Source organism: Streptomyces sp. V3I8 (genome assembly GCF_030817535.1).
Lineage (GTDB): Bacteria > Actinomycetota > Actinomycetes > Streptomycetales > Streptomycetaceae > Streptomyces.
The window spans coordinates 5225750-5244462 of sequence record NZ_JAUSZL010000002.1 but is presented as its reverse complement, the minus strand read 5'-3'; the positions used below and the strand labels follow the sequence as shown (position 1 = coordinate 5244462).

Sequence of the window (18713 nt, the reverse complement as noted above, 5' to 3'; positions counted from 1 at the left end):
CATTAACTAAATCGTTACCTGGCGTGACCTGTCACACAGCTCCGCGAGCGCCTCTGCCGTCACGGGCGACACGACGCCCTCCTCGGTGACGATCGCCGTCACCAGCTCGGGCGGCGTCACGTCGAACGCCGGGTTGTACGCCTGGGTCCCCAAGGGGGCCACCGCCATCCCGCCGCCCGCCTCGACCCTCGCCACCGGCACCAGCGGTGCTGTGATCTCTGTCACTTCATGACCGGCACGCTGCTCGATCTCGATCGATGCTCCGTTCGGGGTGTCCGGGTCCACCGTCGTCAGCGGCGCCACCACGATGAACGGCACGTGGTGGTACTTGGCCAGCACGGCGAGCGGATAGCTCCCCACCTTGTTCGCCACCGAACCGTCGGCGGCGATCCGGTCGGCCCCGATGAGCACCGCGTCCACCTCCCCAGCCGAGAACAGTGACCCGGCAGCGTTGTCCGTGAGCAAGGTGTACGCCATTTGGGCGCGCGCCGCCTCATAGGAGGTCAGGCGAGAACCCTGCAGCAACGGACGCGTCTCGTCCACCCAGAGCCTGCTCAGCCGCCCCGCGCGGTGCGCCGCGAGCACCACCGCGAACGCCGTGCCCTCCCCGCCGGACACCAGCGCCCCGGTGTTGCAGTGCGTCAGGATCCGGTGGTTCCCGCCGGGCAGCAGCTCGTCGAGCAGCGCCAGCCCGTGCACGGCCATACGCGCGCTGGCCTCGGCGTCTTCCCTGTGGAGCGCCCGCGCGGCAGCCAGCGCGGCCTCGGCGGCCCGCTGCTGGTCGCCGCCGGCCCGCAGGACGGCGAGGTGCGCCTCCTGGGCCCGGCGCACTCCGTACGCGAGGTTCACCGCGGTGGGCCGCGCACTCGAGAGCGCGGCCGCGGCGTCCTGGACGTCGAAGCCCCGGACGGCGGCGAGCGCGACCCCGTACGCCCCCGCGATGCCGAGCAGCGGGGCCCCGCGCACGGCGAGCGAACGGATCGCCTCCACCAGCGCGGGCGCGTCGGTGCACACCAGCTCGACCTCTTCGGCGGGCAGCCGGGTCTGGTCGAGGAGGACCAGCACGGGTCCCTCCGGCGGCTCGTCCCAACGGATCGCGGGTGTCCCGATGAGCCGGTTGTCCTCGTGGAACTGCGCGTACTGATCAGCCATTCACTCAGTCTGCCCCGTACGGGCCGGACAATTGAAGGTGTGCAGCCCATACTGCGGCCGGTCACTTCCCGGCCGCACCGTGGCACGATGGCAGCCAACCTGCCGCCGCGACCGCGGACGGGCACCGTGAAGGAGCGACGATGAACGACACTCCGGGCTGGGCATCGCCCGGATCCGCCTCCTCCGACGGGCAGAACGGACAGGACGGACAGGCCGGACAGGACCCGGCGGCTCCCGGCCCCGTCCGGCCCGCGGACCGGCCCCGTCCCGCGGAGCCCGCGGAGCCCGCGGACGGGACCAACCCGTCCGGTCCGGGCCCGAAGTGGTCCAAGGAGCAGCCCCCGCCCGCCCAGTGGCCCTCCCCCGGCGCCCCCCAGGACACCCCGCCCCAGGCCCCGCCACCGCCCCAGCCCGGCCCGGGCCGGGGCGGACAGCCTCCCGGCGGCCCCGGCGGATACGGACCTCCCGGCGGCTACGGCGGCTGGGGCCAGGCCCCGGGCGGCCACCCCGGCTGGAACCAGGGTCCAGGCGGCCACCCGGGCTGGGGCGGCGGCTGGGGCGGTCCCCCGCCCGCGGCCAAGCCCGGCGTCATCCCGCTCCGCCCGCTCGGTGTCGGCGAGATCCTCGACGGCGCGGTGTCGACCATGCGTACGCACTGGCGCACGGTCCTCGGTATCTCGCTGACCGTCGCGGTCATCACCCAGATCGGCGTGATCCTGCTCCAGGGATTCGTCCTGGACGACAGCGCGACCGCGGACACGCTCGACGACCCCAGCGCCACCGCCGAGGAACTGACCCGCGCCGTCGGCACCACCCTCGGCAGTTCCGGCGTCGTCCTGCTGATCACCCTGCTCGGCACCATCGTCGCGACGGCCCTGCTCACGACCGTGACCAGCCGTGCCGTCCTCGGCAGGTCGGTGACCACCGGCGAGGCCTGGCGGGACGCCCGGCCCCAGCTGCTCAAGCTCTTCGGCCTGACCTTCCTGCTCCCGCTCATTGCGGTCGGGATCGTCGGCGTGGGCACCCTGCCCGGCATCCTCCTGGGCCTCGCGGGCGGCGGCGACGGCGCCGTCGCGCTCGCCGTCCTCGGTGGCCTCGCCGCGGGCGTCGTCGCGCTCTGGCTGATGATCCGCTTCTCGCTGGCCTCGCCGGCCCTGATGCTGGAGAAGCAGAGCGTCCCGAAGTCGCTGGGCCGCTCCGCGAAGCTGGTCCGCGGCTCCTGGTGGCGGGTCTTCGGCATCCAGCTCCTGGCCACGATCATCGCGAACATCATCGCGTCGATCATCGTGATCCCGTTCACCTTCCTCGCCGCCGCGCTCAGCGGCGACGGCATAGGCGGCTTCCTCGACGGCGGCTCCGGCGACCTCGGCTGGACGTTCCTCGTCGTCAGCGGTATCGGCTCGGTGATCGGCTCCATGCTCACCTTCCCGATCACCGCCGGAGTCAGCGTCCTGCTCTACATCGACCAGCGCATCCGCCGCGAGGCCCTCGACCTCGACCTGGCCCGCGCGGCCGGCGTCCAGGGATACGGCTCCGGCACTCCCGGACCGACCCCGGGGAGCTGACACCGTGGGTCCGGCGGGGGGAGTTCTCACAGCGATACCGGCATGGCCGCGCCTCGGCGACGCGATCGTGCCGGCGCTGTCGCGCGCCGACGGCGAACCACCGGTGACCGTCCCGCGCGATCCCGCACGGGAGGCCGCCCGGGACGAGCTGTCGAAGCGGATGTACCACGAGAACGATCCCAGCCTGTTCCAACGGGCCCTGAACGCGTTCTGGGAATGGGTCGGCAGACTCCTCGACGCCGCCTCCTCGGCGACCCCCGGGGGCGGGCTCGGCCTCCTGGTCGTCGTCCTGGCGGCCGTAGCGCTCGTCGGTGCCCTCTGGTGGCGCCTCGGCACCCCCCGCAGGAGCCCCACGTCCGCCGCCCCGCTCTTCGACGACCGGCCGCGCAGCGCCGCCGAACACCGCGCGGCCGCCGAGGCGCAGGCGGCCCGGGCCCACTGGAACCAGGCCGTCCAGGAACGCATGCGCGCCGTCGTCCGCTCCCTGGAGGAACGCGCCCTGCTCGAGCCGCGCCCCGGGCGCACCGCCGACGAGGCCGCCGCCGAAGCGGGCCGCACCCTCCCGGCCCACACCGACCGGCTGCGCGCCGCGGCACGGGACTTCGACGACGTGACGTACGGCGGACGAACGGCCACGCCGGAGACGTACCATCGCCTCGCCCGGCTCGACGGCGACCTGGAACGCACCAGGCCGGTCCTCACGAACAGCAGCACCGGTGCCGGTGCCGGCACGGCCCGCGGCGCCCACCAGGAGGCCGCCGAATGACCTCCGGGACCACCACCGCCCCGCCCCCGGCCGCCCTGCCGCCCACCTCCGACTCGCCCACCGTCCGCCAGGTGTGGACCCGTTCGCGCGGTGTCCTGCTCGCCCTCGTGATCCTCCTGGCGGCCGCCGTCACCATCGCCGTCGTACGCTCCGGCACGCAGCACGGCAGCCTCGACCCCCGCTCCGCCGATCCCTACGGCAGCCGCGCCGTCGCCGAACTGCTCTCCGACCGGGGCGTCTCCACGCGCGTGGTCACCACCCTGGACGCGGCGAGCGCCGCGGCCGGCTCCGACACGACCCTGCTGATCGCCCGCCCCGACCTGCTGACCGGCCGTCAGCAGGACAGCCTGCACTCCGCGTACCGGAACTCCGGCGGCCGCACCGTCCTCGTCGCCCCCGGCACCCCGTCCGTCGGCACCCTCGCCCCCGGGGTCGAAGCCGACGCCACCCCCAGCTACGACTCCGCGCTCCCGCCCGGCTGCGCCCTGCCCGCCGCGCGACGAGCGGGCACCGCGGACACGGGCGGCCTCCGCTACACGACGGATGCCCCCGACGCCGACTCCTGCTACCCCAGCGAGGGCCTGCCCACCCTGCTGCGCGTCCCGGCAGCCGAAGGCAACGGCGACACCGTCGTACTCGGCGCCCCCGACCTCCTCCAGAACAACCGGCTCGACGAGCAGGGCAACGCCTCCCTCGCCCTCCAACTGCTCGGCTCCCGCCCCCATGTGGTCTGGTACCTCCCCTCGCTCTCCGACGACTCGGCGACCGACGCCGGCGACAGCGGCTTCCTCGACCTGATCCCCTCCGGCTGGCTCTGGGGCACGCTGCAGCTCTTCTTCGCCGCGGTCCTCGCCGCCCTCTGGCGCGCCCGCCGCCTCGGTCCGCTCGTCCCCGAACGGCTCCCCGTCGCGATCCGCGCCTCCGAGACCGCCGAGGGCCGCGCCCGCCTCTACCGCAAGTCCAACGCCCGCGACCGGGCCGCCGGAGCCCTGCGCTCCACCACCCGCACCCGACTGGCCCCCCTCGCCGGTGTCTCCCCCGCCCAGGCGCACACGCCCGAAGCCCTGCTCCCCGCCCTGTCCGCCCGGCTCCGCCGGGAAGGACAGTCCCTGCACGCCCTCCTCTTCGGGCCGCCGCCCCGCGACGACGCGGCCCTCGTCGCACTAGCCGACCAACTCGACGCCCTCGAAAGAGAGGTACGCCGTCCATGATGGCCCCGACCACTGACAACGCCGGGAACACCGGGGATCCGGGCGCCGCCCGCGCCTCCCTGGAGGCCCTGCGCGCCGAGATCGCCAAAGCCGTGGTCGGCCAGGATCCCGCCGTGACCGGTCTCGTCGTCGCCCTGCTCTGCCGCGGGCACGTCCTGCTGGAGGGAGTTCCCGGAGTGGCCAAGACGCTCCTCGTCCGGGCCCTCGCCGCGGCACTGGAACTCGACACCAAGCGCGTCCAGTTCACCCCCGACCTGATGCCGAGCGACATCACCGGCTCCCTCGTCTACGACGCCCGCACCGCGGAGTTCTCCTTCCAGCCCGGCCCGGTCTTCACGAACCTCCTGCTGGCCGACGAGATCAACCGCACCCCGCCGAAGACCCAGTCGTCCCTCCTGGAAGCGATGGAGGAGCGCCAGGTCACGGTCGACGGCACCGCCCGCCCGCTCCCCGAGCCGTTCCTGGTCGCCGCCACCCAGAACCCGGTCGAGTACGAGGGCACGTACCCCCTGCCGGAAGCCCAGCTGGACCGTTTCCTCCTGAAGCTGACGATCCCGCTCCCCTCCCGCCAGGACGAGATCGACGTCCTCACCCGCCACGCCTCGGGCTTCAACCCCCGCGACCTGCGCGCCGCCGGTGTACGCCCCGTCGCGGGCCCGGCCGACCTGGAAGCCGCCCGCGCGGCCGTCGCCAAGACCACGGTCTCCCCCGAGATCACCGCCTACGTGGTCGACATCTGCCGCGCCACCCGCGAATCGCCGTCCCTGAACCTCGGCGCGTCCCCCCGCGGCGCGACCGCGCTCCTGGCGACGGCCCGCGCCTGGGCCTGGCTGACCGGCCGCGACTACGTCATCCCCGACGACGTGAAGGCCCTCGCGCTGCCGACCCTGCGCCACCGCGTCCAGCTCCGCCCGGAGGCCGAGATGGAGGGCGTGACCGCCGACTCGGTCATCAACGCGATCCTCTCCCACGTCCCCGTCCCCCGCTGATGGCGCTCACCGGCCGCGCGGCCCTCCTGGCGGCCCTCGGCACCCTCCCCGTGGGCATCCTGGAACCCGGTTGGACCGGCATCCTCGCCGTCAACGCCCCCCTGGCCCTCGCCTGCGCCTGCGACTTCGCGCTCGCGGCACCGGTACGCGGCCTCGGCCTGACCCGCTCCGGCGACACGTCCGTACGTCTCGGTGAGACCGCCGACGTCACCCTCACCGTCACCAACCCGTCCGGCCGGCCCCTGCGTGCCCGCATCCGCGACGCCTGGCCCCCCAGCAGCTGGCAGCCCGGCACGGAGGTCGCCGAGTCCCGCCACCGGGTGACGGTCCCCGCGGGCGAACGCCGCCGTGTCACCACCCGTCTGCGCCCCACCCGCCGCGGCGACCGCCGAGCGGACCGCGTGACCATCCGCTCGTACGGCCCCCTCGGCCTCCTCGCCCGGCAGGGCAACCACAAGGTCCCCTGGACGGTACGCGTCCTGCCGCCCTTCACGAGCCGCAAGCACCTGCCCTCGAAGCTGGCCCGCCTGCGCGAGCTCGACGGCCGCACCAGCGTCCTGACCCGCGGCCAGGGCACCGAGTTCGACAGCCTGCGCGACTACGTCCCCGGTGACGACACCCGCTCGATCGACTGGCGTGCCACCGCCCGGCAGTCGAGGGTCGCGGTACGCACCTGGCGCCCCGAACGCGACCGGCACATCCTCCTGATCCTCGACACCGGCCGCACGGCCGCGGGCCGGGTCGGCGACGCCCCCCGCCTGGACGCCTCCATGGACGCGGCACTCCTCCTGGCGGCCCTCGCCTCCCGCGCCGGCGACCGGGTGGACCTGCTCGCGTACGACCGCCGCGTACGCGCCCTGGTGCAGGGACGAGCCGCGGGCGACGTCCTTCCCTCGCTGGTCAACGTCATGGCCCACCTCGAACCGGAACTCGTCGAGACGGACGCCCGCGGCCTCGCCTCCACCGCGCTCCGTGCGGCCCCGCGCCGCTCGCTGATCGTGCTCCTCACGACCCTGGACGCGGCCCCCATCGAGGAGGGCCTTCTTCCGGTGCTCTCCCGCCTCACCCAGCGCCACACGGTCCTGGTCGCCTCGGTCTCCGACCCGCACATCGAGCGCATGGCCACGGCGCGGGGAAACGCAGAGTCCGTGTACGAGGCGGCCGCCGCGGCCCAGGCCCAGGCGGAACGCCACCGCACCGCCGAACAACTGATGCGTCACGGCGTCACAGTCGTCGACGCGACACCGGACGACCTGCCGCCGGCGCTGGCGGACGCATATCTGGCACTGAAGGCAGCAGGCCGACTGTGAACAAACAGGGAGAGCCCTTCACGTCATGGGCTTTCCCTGCAAACCCCGAAACGCAAGAAAGCCCCCGCACCGAAGTGCGGGGGCTTTCTCGTAAAAATAGTTCGGCGGCGTCCTACTCTCCCACAGGGTCCCCCCTGCAGTACCATCGGCGCTGTGAGGCTTAGCTTCCGGGTTCGGAATGTAACCGGGCGTTTCCCTCACGCTATGACCACCGAAACACTTTGAAACTCTGATTCAAACACCCGCACCACACCCCCCGTGGCCACACTAAAAGGGGTATGGGGTTGTTCGTGGTTTCAGAACCAACACAGTGGACGCGAGCAACTGAGGACAAGCCCTCGGCCTATTAGTACCGGTCAGCTCCACCCCTTGCAGGGCTTCCACATCCGGCCTATCAACCCAGTCGTCTACTGGGAGCCTTAACCAATCAAGTTGGTGGGAATACTCATCTCGAAGCAGGCTTCCCGCTTAGATGCTTTCAGCGGTTATCCCTCCCGAACGTAGCCAACCAGCCATGCCCTTGGCAGGACAACTGGCACACCAGAGGTTCGTCCGTCCCGGTCCTCTCGTACTAGGGACAGCCCTTCTCAATATTCCTACGCGCACAGCGGATAGGGACCGAACTGTCTCACGACGTTCTAAACCCAGCTCGCGTACCGCTTTAATGGGCGAACAGCCCAACCCTTGGGACCGACTCCAGCCCCAGGATGCGACGAGCCGACATCGAGGTGCCAAACCATCCCGTCGATATGGACTCTTGGGGAAGATCAGCCTGTTATCCCCGGGGTACCTTTTATCCGTTGAGCGACGGCGCTTCCACAAGCCACCGCCGGATCACTAGTCCCGACTTTCGTCCCTGCTCGACCCGTCGGTCTCACAGTCAAGCTCCCTTGTGCACTTACACTCAACACCTGATTGCCAACCAGGCTGAGGGAACCTTTGGGCGCCTCCGTTACTCTTTAGGAGGCAACCGCCCCAGTTAAACTACCCATCAGACACTGTCCCTGATCCGGATCACGGACCCAGGTTAGACATCCAGCACGACCAGACTGGTATTTCAACGACGACTCCACACGGGCTGGCGCCCGCACTTCACAGTCTCCCAGCTATCCTACACAAGCCGAACCGAACACCAATATCAAACTATAGTAAAGGTCCCGGGGTCTTTCCGTCCTGCTGCGCGAAACGAGCATCTTTACTCGTAGTGCAATTTCACCGGGCCTATGGTTGAGACAGTCGAGAAGTCGTTACGCCATTCGTGCAGGTCGGAACTTACCCGACAAGGAATTTCGCTACCTTAGGATGGTTATAGTTACCACCGCCGTTTACTGGCGCTTAAGTTCTCAGCTTCGCACACCCGAAAGTGCACTAACCGGTCCCCTTAACGTTCCAGCACCGGGCAGGCGTCAGTCCGTATACATCGCCTTACGGCTTCGCACGGACCTGTGTTTTTAGTAAACAGTCGCTTCTCGCTGGTCTCTGCGGCCACCCCCAGCTCAAGCAGCAAGTGCTCTCACCAGTGATGGCCCCCCTTCTCCCGAAGTTACGGGGGCATTTTGCCGAGTTCCTTAACCATAGTTCACCCGAACGCCTCGGTATTCTCTACCTGACCACCTGAGTCGGTTTAGGGTACGGGCCGCCATGAAACTCGCTAGAGGCTTTTCTCGACAGCATAGGATCATCCACTTCACCACAATCGGCTCGGCATCAGGTCTCAGGCTATGTGCTGTCCGGATTTACCTGGACAACGCCCTACACCCTTACCCCGGGACAACCACCGCCCGGGATGGACTACCTTCCTGCGTCACCCCATCACTTACCTACTACAGGTCTGGACCGTCGGCTCCACCACTTTCCTTTCCCCGAAGGGTCCGGAACGGCTTCACGGACTTAGCATCGCCTGGTTCGATATTTGACGCTTCACAGCGGGTACCGGAATATCAACCGGTTATCCATCGACTACGCCTGTCGGCCTCGCCTTAGGTCCCGACTTACCCTGGGCAGATCAGCTTGACCCAGGAACCCTTAGTCAATCGGCGCACACGTTTCTCACGTGTGTATCGCTACTCATGCCTGCATTCTCACTCGTGAACCGTCCACCACTAGCTTCCGCTGCGGCTTCACCCGGCACACGACGCTCCCCTACCCATCCGTACTCCCGTTGGGGATATGTGTACGAATGACACGACTTCGGCGGTACGCTTGAGCCCCGCTACATTGTCGGCGCGGAATCACTAGACCAGTGAGCTATTACGCACTCTTTCAAGGGTGGCTGCTTCTAAGCCAACCTCCTGGTTGTCTGTGCGACTCCACATCCTTTCCCACTTAGCGTACGCTTAGGGGCCTTAGTCGATGCTCTGGGCTGTTTCCCTCTCGACCATGGAGCTTATCCCCCACAGTCTCACTGCCGTGCTCTCACTTACCGGCATTCGGAGTTTGGCTAAGGTCAGTAACCCGGTAGGGCCCATCGCCTATCCAGTGCTCTACCTCCGGCAAGAAACACACGACGCTGCACCTAAATGCATTTCGGGGAGAACCAGCTATCACGGAGTTTGATTGGCCTTTCACCCCTAACCACAGGTCATCCCCCAGGTTTTCAACCCTGGTGGGTTCGGTCCTCCACGACCTCTTACAGCCGCTTCAACCTGCCCATGGCTAGATCACTCCGCTTCGGGTCTTGAGCGCGCTACTGAATCGCCCTATTCGGACTCGCTTTCGCTACGGCTTCCCCACACGGGTTAACCTCGCAACACACCGCAAACTCGCAGGCTCATTCTTCAAAAGGCACGCAGTCACGACCCACAGAGTAAACTCTGTGAGCGACGCTCCCACGGCTTGTAGGCACACGGTTTCAGGTACTATTTCACTCCGCTCCCGCGGTACTTTTCACCATTCCCTCACGGTACTATCCGCTATCGGTCACCAGGGAATATTTAGGCTTAGCGGGTGGTCCCGCCAGATTCACACGGGATTTCTCGGGCCCCGTGCTACTTGGGTGTCTCTCAAACGAGCCGTTGATGTTTCGACTACGGGGGTCTTACCCTCTACGCCGGACCTTTCGCATGTCCTTCGCCTACACCAACGGTTTCTGACTCGTCTCACAGCCGGCAGACTGTGAAAGAGAGATCCCACAACCCCGTATGCGCAACCCCTGCCGGGTCTCACACACATACGGTTTGGCCTCATCCGGTTTCGCTCGCCACTACTCCCGGAATCACGGTTGTTTTCTCTTCCTGCGGGTACTGAGATGTTTCACTTCCCCGCGTTCCCTCCACACACCCTATGTGTTCAGATGTGGGTGACAGCCCATGACGACTGCCGGGTTTCCCCATTCGGAAACCCCCGGATCAAAGCCTGGTTGACGGCTCCCCGGGGACTATCGTGGCCTCCCACGTCCTTCATCGGTTCCTGGTACCAAGGCATCCACCGTGCGCCCTTAAAAACTTGGCCACAGATGCTCGCGTCCACTGTGCAGTTCTCAAACAACGACCAACCACCCATCACCCCCGGACTACTCCGGAGTGCACTGGGGCCGGCACTGAAGGCAACCTTTACGGCCATACCCTCAGACACCCAACAGCGTGCCCGACACCCCCGACCCCCAGATCAGCTTTCCACGCCCCGAAGGACAGTACTTGCAGCCTGAGCAGACTGAGAATGCCGAATAATCAACGTTCCACCCTTGAGCAACCAGCACCGGACATTCGCCGATGAACTGGCCTCTGGACCGTCAGGTAAACCTGCCGGCCAAGAAATGCTCCTTAGAAAGGAGGTGATCCAGCCGCACCTTCCGGTACGGCTACCTTGTTACGACTTCGTCCCAATCGCCAGTCCCACCTTCGACAGCTCCCTCCCCACAAGGGGGTTGGGCCACCGGCTTCGGGTGTTACCGACTTTCGTGACGTGACGGGCGGTGTGTACAAGGCCCGGGAACGTATTCACCGCAGCAATGCTGATCTGCGATTACTAGCAACTCCGACTTCATGGGGTCGAGTTGCAGACCCCAATCCGAACTGAGACAGGCTTTTTGAGATTCGCTCCACCTTGCGGTATCGCAGCTCATTGTACCTGCCATTGTAGCACGTGTGCAGCCCAAGACATAAGGGGCATGATGACTTGACGTCGTCCCCACCTTCCTCCGAGTTGACCCCGGCAGTCTCCTGTGAGTCCCCATCACCCCGAAGGGCATGCTGGCAACACAGAACAAGGGTTGCGCTCGTTGCGGGACTTAACCCAACATCTCACGACACGAGCTGACGACAGCCATGCACCACCTGTCACCCGACCACAAGGGGGGCCGTATCTCTACGGCTTTCCGGGCGATGTCAAGCCTTGGTAAGGTTCTTCGCGTTGCGTCGAATTAAGCCACATGCTCCGCTGCTTGTGCGGGCCCCCGTCAATTCCTTTGAGTTTTAGCCTTGCGGCCGTACTCCCCAGGCGGGGAACTTAATGCGTTAGCTGCGGCACCGACGACGTGGAATGTCGCCAACACCTAGTTCCCACCGTTTACGGCGTGGACTACCAGGGTATCTAATCCTGTTCGCTCCCCACGCTTTCGCTCCTCAGCGTCAGTAATGGCCCAGAGATCCGCCTTCGCCACCGGTGTTCCTCCTGATATCTGCGCATTTCACCGCTACACCAGGAATTCCGATCTCCCCTACCACACTCTAGTCTGCCCGTATCGTATGCAGACCCGGGGTTAAGCCCCGGGCTTTCACATCCGACGCGACAGACCGCCTACGAGCTCTTTACGCCCAATAATTCCGGACAACGCTTGCGCCCTACGTATTACCGCGGCTGCTGGCACGTAGTTAGCCGGCGCTTCTTCTGCAGGTACCGTCACTTTCGCTTCTTCCCTGCTGAAAGAGGTTTACAACCCGAAGGCCGTCATCCCTCACGCGGCGTCGCTGCATCAGGCTTTCGCCCATTGTGCAATATTCCCCACTGCTGCCTCCCGTAGGAGTCTGGGCCGTGTCTCAGTCCCAGTGTGGCCGGTCGCCCTCTCAGGCCGGCTACCCGTCGTCGCCTTGGTGAGCCACTACCTCACCAACAAGCTGATAGGCCGCGGGCTCATCCTTCACCGCCGGAGCTTTCAACCCCCACCCATGCGAGTGGAAGTATCATCCGGTATTAGACCCCGTTTCCAGGGCTTGTCCCAGAGTGAAGGGCAGATTGCCCACGTGTTACTCACCCGTTCGCCACTAATCCCCACCGAAGTGGTTCATCGTTCGACTTGCATGTGTTAAGCACGCCGCCAGCGTTCGTCCTGAGCCAGGATCAAACTCTCCGTGAATGTTTTCCCGTAATCGGGACAACACCATGAGAGCGGAACAGTCGACCGGAATAAGGAAGACTGTTCACAGCGTCCTCGCTGATGCGCCTACCAGGCGTTAACCCGGCAGGACTTTTTCAAAGGAACCTCCACCCGCCACCAAACGGTGACGGACGGGGTATCAACATATCTGGCGTTGATTTTTGGCACGCTGTTGAGTTCTCAAGGAACGGACGCTTCCTTCGTACTCACCCTCTCGGGCTTTCCTCCGGGCTTTTCCCTTCGTGTTTCCAACCTTACCAGATCCGTTTTCCGTTCCGTTTCCGGTCGGAATTCATTTCCGGTGGCCAGTTGGTAGGCCTTGCCTTATTTGATTGCCTTGCGGCTCTCTTTCGGCGAGTCCGACTTTATCAGAAGTTTTCGACCGGCCTGACCGGCCATTCGTTTCTGATGTATCGGAAGGTGCTTCACCGGAATTGCATTCCAGGAAGCTGACAGATGCTCACTGCCACCGCCGAGCTTGTCCAGCTCTAGGCAACTGTTCGAATCTACCGCCCCACACGTCCCGTGTCAACGGTTTTTGTGGGGCGAGGAGGAGACTAGCAGCCTGACGGGTGTGCCTGCACATCAGGCGGCGGTCGGCACGGAAGCGCTGCGTTCGGCCTCCTCGACGTCGCCCGTCTCCCCGGCCCGTACGGCACGGCCGCCCAGCACGTAGACGTAGGCGAGGAAGAGCAGCTCGGCGGCTGTGCCGATGCCGATGCGGGCCCAGGTCGGGAGGCCGGACGGGGTGACGAAGCCTTCGATGGCGCCGGACACGAAGAGGACCAGGGCGAGTCCCATCGCCATGCCCAGGGCGGCACGCCCCTCCTCCGCGAGAGCCGCACGACGCGTACGCGGGCCCGGGTCGATGACGGTCCAGCCGAGGCGCAGACCGGTGCCGGCCGCCACGAAGACGGCCGTCAGCTCCAGGAGCCCGTGCGGGAGGATCAGGCCGAGGAAGGTGTCGAGGCGGCCCGCCGAGGACATCAGGCCGAGGCCCACGCCCACGTTGAGCATGTTCTGGAAGAGGATCCAGACGACCGGCAGGCACAGGAAGCCGCCGAGTACCAGGCACATCGCGGCCGCCTGGGCGTTGTTCGTCCACACCTGCGCCGCGAAGGACACCGCGGGGTGGCTCGAGTAGTACGTCTCGTACTCACCGCCGGGGCGCGTGAGTTCCCGCAGCTCGGCGGGGGCCGCTATCGAGGACTGGACCTCGGGGTGCGTTCCTATCCACCACCCCAGGAGGACGGCGAGGGCCGTGGACAGGAGCGCCGTGGGCACCCACCAGTGGCGTGACCGGTAGACCGCGGCCGGGAAACCATGGGTGAGGAAGCGGGTCACATCACGCCAGGAGGCACGGCGGGTGCCCGTCACGGCACTGCGCGCGCGGGCCACGAGCTGGCTGAGGCGGCCGGTGAGCTGTGGGTCCGGGGCACTGGACTGGATCAGTGAGAGATGGGTCGCCGTGCGCTGGTACAGGGTGACGAGTTCGTCGGCCTCCGCGCCGGTCAGGCGACGCCGGCGGCCGAGGAGCGTGTCGAGGCGGTCCCATTCGGCGCGATGGGCGGACACGAAGACGTCGAGGTCCATCGGGTTGGCTGCTCCTCGGCTGCTCGTCGTGTGGTCAGCTTGTCGCACTGCGGCGCGATGTGTCTCAGCTTGGCAGACTGGCTGGTCTCAAGGCAGTTCGGGGAAGGACGGCGGGCGTGAGCGAGCTTGTGACGGGCGAGGCGGTGGCGTTGGAGCTGCGGCCCGCGAAACTGCCGAGCCGGGTACTGGCCGTGGTGCTGGACCTGACGGTGGCGGTGATCGCGTATGTCGTGGTGCTGGTCGTCCTGGTGCTGTCGACGGCCGCTCTCGACGAGGCCGCGCAGGCTGCCGTGTCGATCGCCGCGTTCCTCCTGCTGCTGGTCGGCGGGCCGATCGCGGTGGAGACGCTCACCCACGGGCGTTCGCTCGGAAAGCTGGCGTGCGGGCTGCGGGTGGTGCGGGACGACGGCGGGCCCATCCGGTTCCGGCACGCGCTGGTGCGCGGGGCGGTCGGGGTCGTGGAGATCCTGATGACGTTCGGCGTCGTGGCGTGCGTCGCGTCGCTCGTGTCGGCGCGGGGACGGCGGCTCGGTGACGTGTTCGCCGGGACCCTGGTCGTACGGGAACGGATACCCGCCGGGCGTACGTCGTTCGTTCCCCCGCCGCCGCCGTGGCTCTCGGGGCGGTTCGCCGAGCTCGACCTGTCCGCTGTGCCGGACGGGCTGTGGCTGGCCGTCCGGCAGTATCTGACGCGGATGCAGCAGTTGGATCCGCAGGTCGGCTGGGCGATGGCGCAGCGGCTCGCGGCCGATGTCGCCGAACGCACCGGGACCCGGCCGCCGCCCGGTGTTCCGCCGGCGGCCTTTCTGGCGGCCGTGATGCAGGAACGGCAGGCGCGCGAGGCCCGGCGGGCGTTCGGCGGCGGGGCCGCCGGCGGTCAGGGCGGGTATCCGGGCGGGGGCCGTCCCGGTGCGCCGTACGGCGCGGTTCAGCCGCAGGGTCCGGCGTACGGGCCTGTCCCCCGGAATCCGGCCCCGGGGCCGTTCCAGGCACCGTCCCAGCCGCCGTTCGAGACGCCGGTCCACGCTCCGGCCCACCCGGTGGCTTCCCCTCCCGCAATACCCGCGATGCCTCCCGCCGCCCCTGCCACCGTGCCGGTCCCGCCGGTCGTGCGGGATGCCGGCGCGGAGCGTCCCTCCACCGGGTTCGCGCCGCCCGCCTGATCCCGTCGTCAGGCGAAGACCGAGGGCGGTGACTCAAGGTCCTCGAGCTCGATGCCGGGGGCCGAGAGCACCACGTCGCCGGCCAGGTGCACGGTGTGCTGCTCGCCGGTGTCCAGGGCTGTGACCTGGTACTCCTCCACGGTCAGGGGGCCGTTGTCAGTGGCGTGTGCTTCTCTCGTGAGCAGGGCCCAGGACTGGTCGAGGGTGCGCGGGGCGAGGACCGGGTCGGTGAAGGCGACGAGGCGTACACGTGTCGCGGAAGCACGGGGGGCAGGGGCGGCATGGGGAGCGCCGGGGGTATCGAGGGCGTCGGGGGTGTCGGGGGTGAGACGCAGCAGACGTGCGGTGGCGACGAGGAATGCGGGGGACGAGCCGGTGAAGGCGTGGGCGCGGACGTTGCCTTCGGTGGCGTGCTCGCCCGTGGGGTCGGTGCGGACCCAGGTGACGCCGTCGAGGGCGGCGGCGCGGATCTGCCAGCCCGAGGCGTGCAGTTCGAGGCGGATGGGCCGGCCGCGGTCGTCGAGGGCGAGGTCGACGGAGCCGGCGGGGGTGCCGGAGGGAGTGGACAGCTGCGAGACGTAGCGCCAGCCGGAGGGGCCGGGGGCGCAGTGGAACCGTTCCTCGGCGAGGGGGGTGTGGTCGTGCGGGTCATGGAGCGAATAACGGCCGCGGGGCATGGTGGCTCGGGTCCTCGATAGGGGGCAGGCCCCCGCCGGTGAGGGCGAGGGCCTGCTGACAACCGTCCGGTGAGCGCCGGGCTCAGTAGCGGTACTGGTCCGACTTGTACGGGCCCTCGACCTCGACACCGATGTACGAGGCCTGCTCGGGGCGGAGCGTCGTGAGCTTCACGCCGAGCGCGTCCAGGTGGAGGCGGGCGACCTTCTCGTCGAGGTGCTTGGGCAGCACGTAGACGCCGGTCGGGTACTCCTCGGGCTTGGTGAACAGCTCGATCTGGGCCAGCGTCTGGTCCGCGAACGAGTTGGACATCACGAACGACGGGTGACCGGTCGCGTTGCCCAGGTTCAGCAGGCGGCCCTCGGAGAGGACGATGAGGACCTTGCCGTCGGGGAACTTCCAGGTGTGGACCTGCGGCTTGACCTCGTCCTTGACGATGCCGGGGATCTTCGCGAGGCCGGCCATGTCGATCTCGTTGTCGAAGTGGCCGATGTTGCCCACGATCGCCTGGTGCTTCATCTTGGCCATGTCCGAGGCCATGATGATGTCCTTGTTGCCGGTCGTGGTGACGAAGATGTCGGCCTTGTCGACGACCTCGTCGAGGGTCGTGACCTGGTAGCCGTCCATCGCCGCCTGCAGCGCGCAGATCGGGTCGATCTCGGTGACGATCACGCGGGCGCCCTGGCCGCGCAGGGACTCCGCGCAGCCCTTGCCCACGTCGCCGTAGCCGAAGACGACGGCGGTCTTGCCGCCGATCAGGACGTCGGTGGCGCGGTTGATGCCGTCGATCAGGGAGTGGCGGCAGCCGTACTTGTTGTCGAACTTCGACTTGGTGACGGCGTCGTTCACGTTGATCGCCGGGAACAGGAGGGTGCCCTCGCGCTGCATCTCGTACAGGCGGTGGACGCCGGTCGTGGTCTCCTCGGTCACGCCGCGGATCTCCGAGGCGAGCCGGGTCCACTTCTGCGAGCCGCCCGAGATGGTGCGGTTGAGGAGCTCCAGGACCACCCGGTGCTCTTCGTTCTCGGCGGTGTCGGCGGACGGGACCTTGCCGTCCTTCTCGTACTGGACGCCGTTGTGGACGAGCATCGTGGCGTCGCCGCCGTCGTCCAGGATCATGTTCGGGCCGCCGGTGGGGCTGTTCGGCCAGGTCAGCGCCTGCTCCGTGCACCACCAGTACTCCTCCAGGGTCTCGCCCTTCCAGGCGAAGACCGGGATGCCCTGGGGGTTGTCCGGCGTACCGTCCGGGCCGACCGCGATGGCGGCGGCCGCGTGGTCCTGGGTGGAGAAGATGTTGCAGGAGGCCCAGCGGACCTCGGCGCCCAGGGCGGCCAGGGTCTCGATGAGGACGGCGGTCTGCACGGTCATGTGCAGCGAGCCGGTGACGCGGGCGCCGGCGAGGGGCTGCGCCTCGGCGTACTCCCTGCGGATCGACATCAGGCCGGGCATCTCGTGCTCGGCGAGCGTGATCTCCTTGCGGCCGAAGTCGGCCAGGGAAAGGTCGGCGACCTTGAAGTCCTGTCGGTTGGCGACAGTGGTCATGCGAGCTGCTCCTCGGGTTGGGCGAGGTCGGATTTCGGCTGGTCTGCGCGGCGGCGGGCACGGTGTGCGCCCACGGGGCACACGAATGCCCGGTGCCTTGCGCAGCGCAGTCCGTCGGAGGCCCTCTCTCCCTCGGCCGGCCCGCCTGGGCCGCCCGACCGCCATCAGCAGCGACGTCTGGCTCGGTTACGAATCTACACCGATCGGCGCAGTGGGCCCCAGTCCGTCGGTGAACAACCCGGGCGGATGTGCGGACTTCCGCCGGAGTCAGAGCCGGAGTCAGAGCCGGAACCGAAGCCGAAGCCGAAGCCGGAGCCGGGGACGGAGCCGGGGACGGCGAGGGCCCGCCGGATCGTCCGGCGGGCCCTGGTCGCGTACGGGTCGGTGTACGGGGGTCAGTGTGCGGCGGTCGGAGCGGGACCGCCCGGTGAGGCCTCCGGGTCCGCGCCCTTGGCGGCCTCGGCCCGGTTGTAGATGTCGGGCTCGAGGTAGATGACGCGGGCGATCGGGACGGCCTCGCGGATGCGGGACTCGGCGGCGTTGATCGCCGAGGCGACCTCGGCGGCCGTGTCGTCGTGCTGGACGGCGATCTTCGCGGCGACGAGGAGTTCCTCGGGGCCGAGGTGGAGCGTGCGCATGTGGATGATGCCGGTGACGGTGTCGCCGTCGACGACGGCGGCCTCGATCTTCCGGACCGCTTCGGTGCCGGCGGACTCGCCCAGGAGCAGCGACTTGGTCTCGGCGGCCAGGATGATCGCGATGGCGATGAGCAGGATGCCGATGCAGAGGGTGCCGATACCGTCCCAGACGCCGTCACCGGTGGCGAGGGCCAGGCCGACGCCGCCGAGCGCGAGGACCAGACCGACCAGCGCGCCCAGGTCCTCCAGGAGGACGACCGGCAGCTCGGGCGCCTTGGCGTGGCGTACGAAGTCCGTCCAGGACTCCTTGCCGCGCGTCTGGTTGGACTCCTTGATGGCCGTCCGGAAGGAGAAGCCCTCGGCGATGATCGCGAAGACGAGGACGCCGACCGGCCAGTACCAGTGCTCGAGCTCGTGCGGGTGCTTGATCTTCTCGTAGCCCTCGTAGATCGCGAACATGCCGCCGACCGAGAACAGGACGATCGAGACGAGGAAGGCGTAGATGTACCGCTCGCGGCCGTAGCCGAAGGGGTGCTGGGAGGTCGCCTCGCGCTGGGCCTTCTTGCCGCCGAGGAGCAGCAGGCCCTGGTTGCCGGAGTCGGCGAGCGAGTGCACGGACTCGGCGAGCATCGACGACGAACCGCTGAAGAGGAACGCCACGAACTTCGCTACCGCGATGGCGAGGTTGGCGGCGAGTGCCGCCACGATCGCCTTGGTGCCGCCTGACGCGCTCATGTGTTCCCGATGTCCCTTCGTCTGCCACTCGTCTGTCACCGGCTGCCCCGCCCGGCTGCG

The 18713-nt window shown here is 67.9% G+C and carries 11 protein-coding genes and 3 rRNA genes; 6 read left to right on the top strand and 8 right to left on the bottom strand.

The annotated features are described in order from the left end of the window. Nucleotides 1-6 precede the first annotated feature (6 nt). Complete coding sequence (mtnA, locus tag QFZ75_RS23435; RefSeq protein ID WP_307539837.1) at nucleotides 7-1152, bottom strand: S-methyl-5-thioribose-1-phosphate isomerase; 1146 nt, start codon at nucleotides 1150-1152, stop codon at nucleotides 7-9. Nucleotides 1153-1292: 140 nt separating this feature from the next. Here mtnA and QFZ75_RS23430 point away from each other — a divergent pair, with 140 nt between their 5' ends. The 5 genes from QFZ75_RS23430 to QFZ75_RS23410 are packed head-to-tail and all read left to right on the top strand — an operon-like array spanning nucleotide 1293 to nucleotide 6993. Then, nucleotides 1293-2717, top strand: a complete 1425-nt coding sequence (locus QFZ75_RS23430; RefSeq protein WP_307539835.1) for a glycerophosphoryl diester phosphodiesterase membrane domain-containing protein — start codon at nucleotides 1293-1295, stop codon at nucleotides 2715-2717. A 4-nt stretch (nucleotides 2718-2721) separates the two neighbouring features. Beyond that, nucleotides 2722-3483: a DUF4129 domain-containing protein gene (locus QFZ75_RS23425; RefSeq protein ID WP_307539833.1), complete on the top strand. Its 762-nt coding sequence runs from the start codon at nucleotides 2722-2724 to the stop codon at nucleotides 3481-3483. After that, on the top strand, nucleotides 3480-4694 hold the full coding sequence (locus QFZ75_RS23420) for a DUF4350 domain-containing protein (RefSeq protein ID WP_307539832.1): 1215 nt from the start codon (nucleotides 3480-3482) through the stop codon (nucleotides 4692-4694). The genes QFZ75_RS23425 and QFZ75_RS23420 overlap by 4 nt, the downstream gene beginning before the upstream one ends. Further along, complete coding sequence (locus QFZ75_RS23415; RefSeq protein ID WP_307539831.1) at nucleotides 4691-5683, top strand: MoxR family ATPase; 993 nt, start codon at nucleotides 4691-4693, stop codon at nucleotides 5681-5683. The genes QFZ75_RS23420 and QFZ75_RS23415 overlap by 4 nt, the downstream gene beginning before the upstream one ends. Beyond that, nucleotides 5683-6993, top strand: a complete 1311-nt coding sequence (locus QFZ75_RS23410) for a DUF58 domain-containing protein (protein WP_307539829.1) — start codon at nucleotides 5683-5685, stop codon at nucleotides 6991-6993. The genes QFZ75_RS23415 and QFZ75_RS23410 overlap by 1 nt, the downstream gene beginning before the upstream one ends. A 99-nt stretch (nucleotides 6994-7092) precedes the next feature. Here QFZ75_RS23410 and rrf read toward each other — a convergent pair. The 4 genes from rrf to QFZ75_RS23390 form a co-directional block, all read right to left on the bottom strand. Beyond that, nucleotides 7093-7209: ribosomal RNA gene (gene rrf, locus QFZ75_RS23405) — 5S ribosomal RNA — on the bottom strand. 110 nt (nucleotides 7210-7319) lie between these two features. After that, a 23S ribosomal RNA gene (locus QFZ75_RS23400) occupies nucleotides 7320-10443 on the bottom strand. Nucleotides 10444-10758: 315 nt separating this feature from the next. Then, a 16S ribosomal RNA gene (locus tag QFZ75_RS23395) occupies nucleotides 10759-12286 on the bottom strand. The 16S, 23S and 5S rRNA genes sit together here, the layout of an rRNA operon. Before the next feature lie 606 nt (nucleotides 12287-12892). Beyond that, the gene (locus QFZ75_RS23390; RefSeq protein WP_307539827.1) at nucleotides 12893-13900 is read right to left on the bottom strand and encodes a stage II sporulation protein M; all 1008 of its coding nucleotides are present in this window, start codon (nucleotides 13898-13900) and stop codon (nucleotides 12893-12895) included. Nucleotides 13901-14016: 116 nt separating this feature from the next. Between QFZ75_RS23390 and QFZ75_RS23385 the strand changes: the two genes are divergently transcribed. Continuing rightward, the gene (locus QFZ75_RS23385) at nucleotides 14017-15063 is read left to right on the top strand and encodes an RDD family protein (RefSeq protein WP_307539825.1); all 1047 of its coding nucleotides are present in this window, start codon (nucleotides 14017-14019) and stop codon (nucleotides 15061-15063) included. 8 nt (nucleotides 15064-15071) lie between these two features. Here the strand turns inward: QFZ75_RS23385 and QFZ75_RS23380 are convergent, their stop codons facing one another. The 3 genes from QFZ75_RS23380 to QFZ75_RS23370 form a co-directional block, all read right to left on the bottom strand. Further along, nucleotides 15072-15740, bottom strand: a complete 669-nt coding sequence (locus tag QFZ75_RS23380) for a hypothetical protein (protein ID WP_307539823.1) — start codon at nucleotides 15738-15740, stop codon at nucleotides 15072-15074. 82 nt (nucleotides 15741-15822) lie between these two features. Then, on the bottom strand, nucleotides 15823-17280 hold the full coding sequence (gene ahcY, locus QFZ75_RS23375) for an adenosylhomocysteinase (protein ID WP_307539821.1): 1458 nt from the start codon (nucleotides 17278-17280) through the stop codon (nucleotides 15823-15825). Nucleotides 17281-17675: 395 nt separating this feature from the next. Next, nucleotides 17676-18653 (bottom strand): cation diffusion facilitator family transporter, encoded by a 978-nt coding sequence (locus tag QFZ75_RS23370; protein WP_307539819.1) that lies wholly within the window; start codon nucleotides 18651-18653, stop codon nucleotides 17676-17678. Nucleotides 18654-18713: the final 60 nt, after the last annotated feature.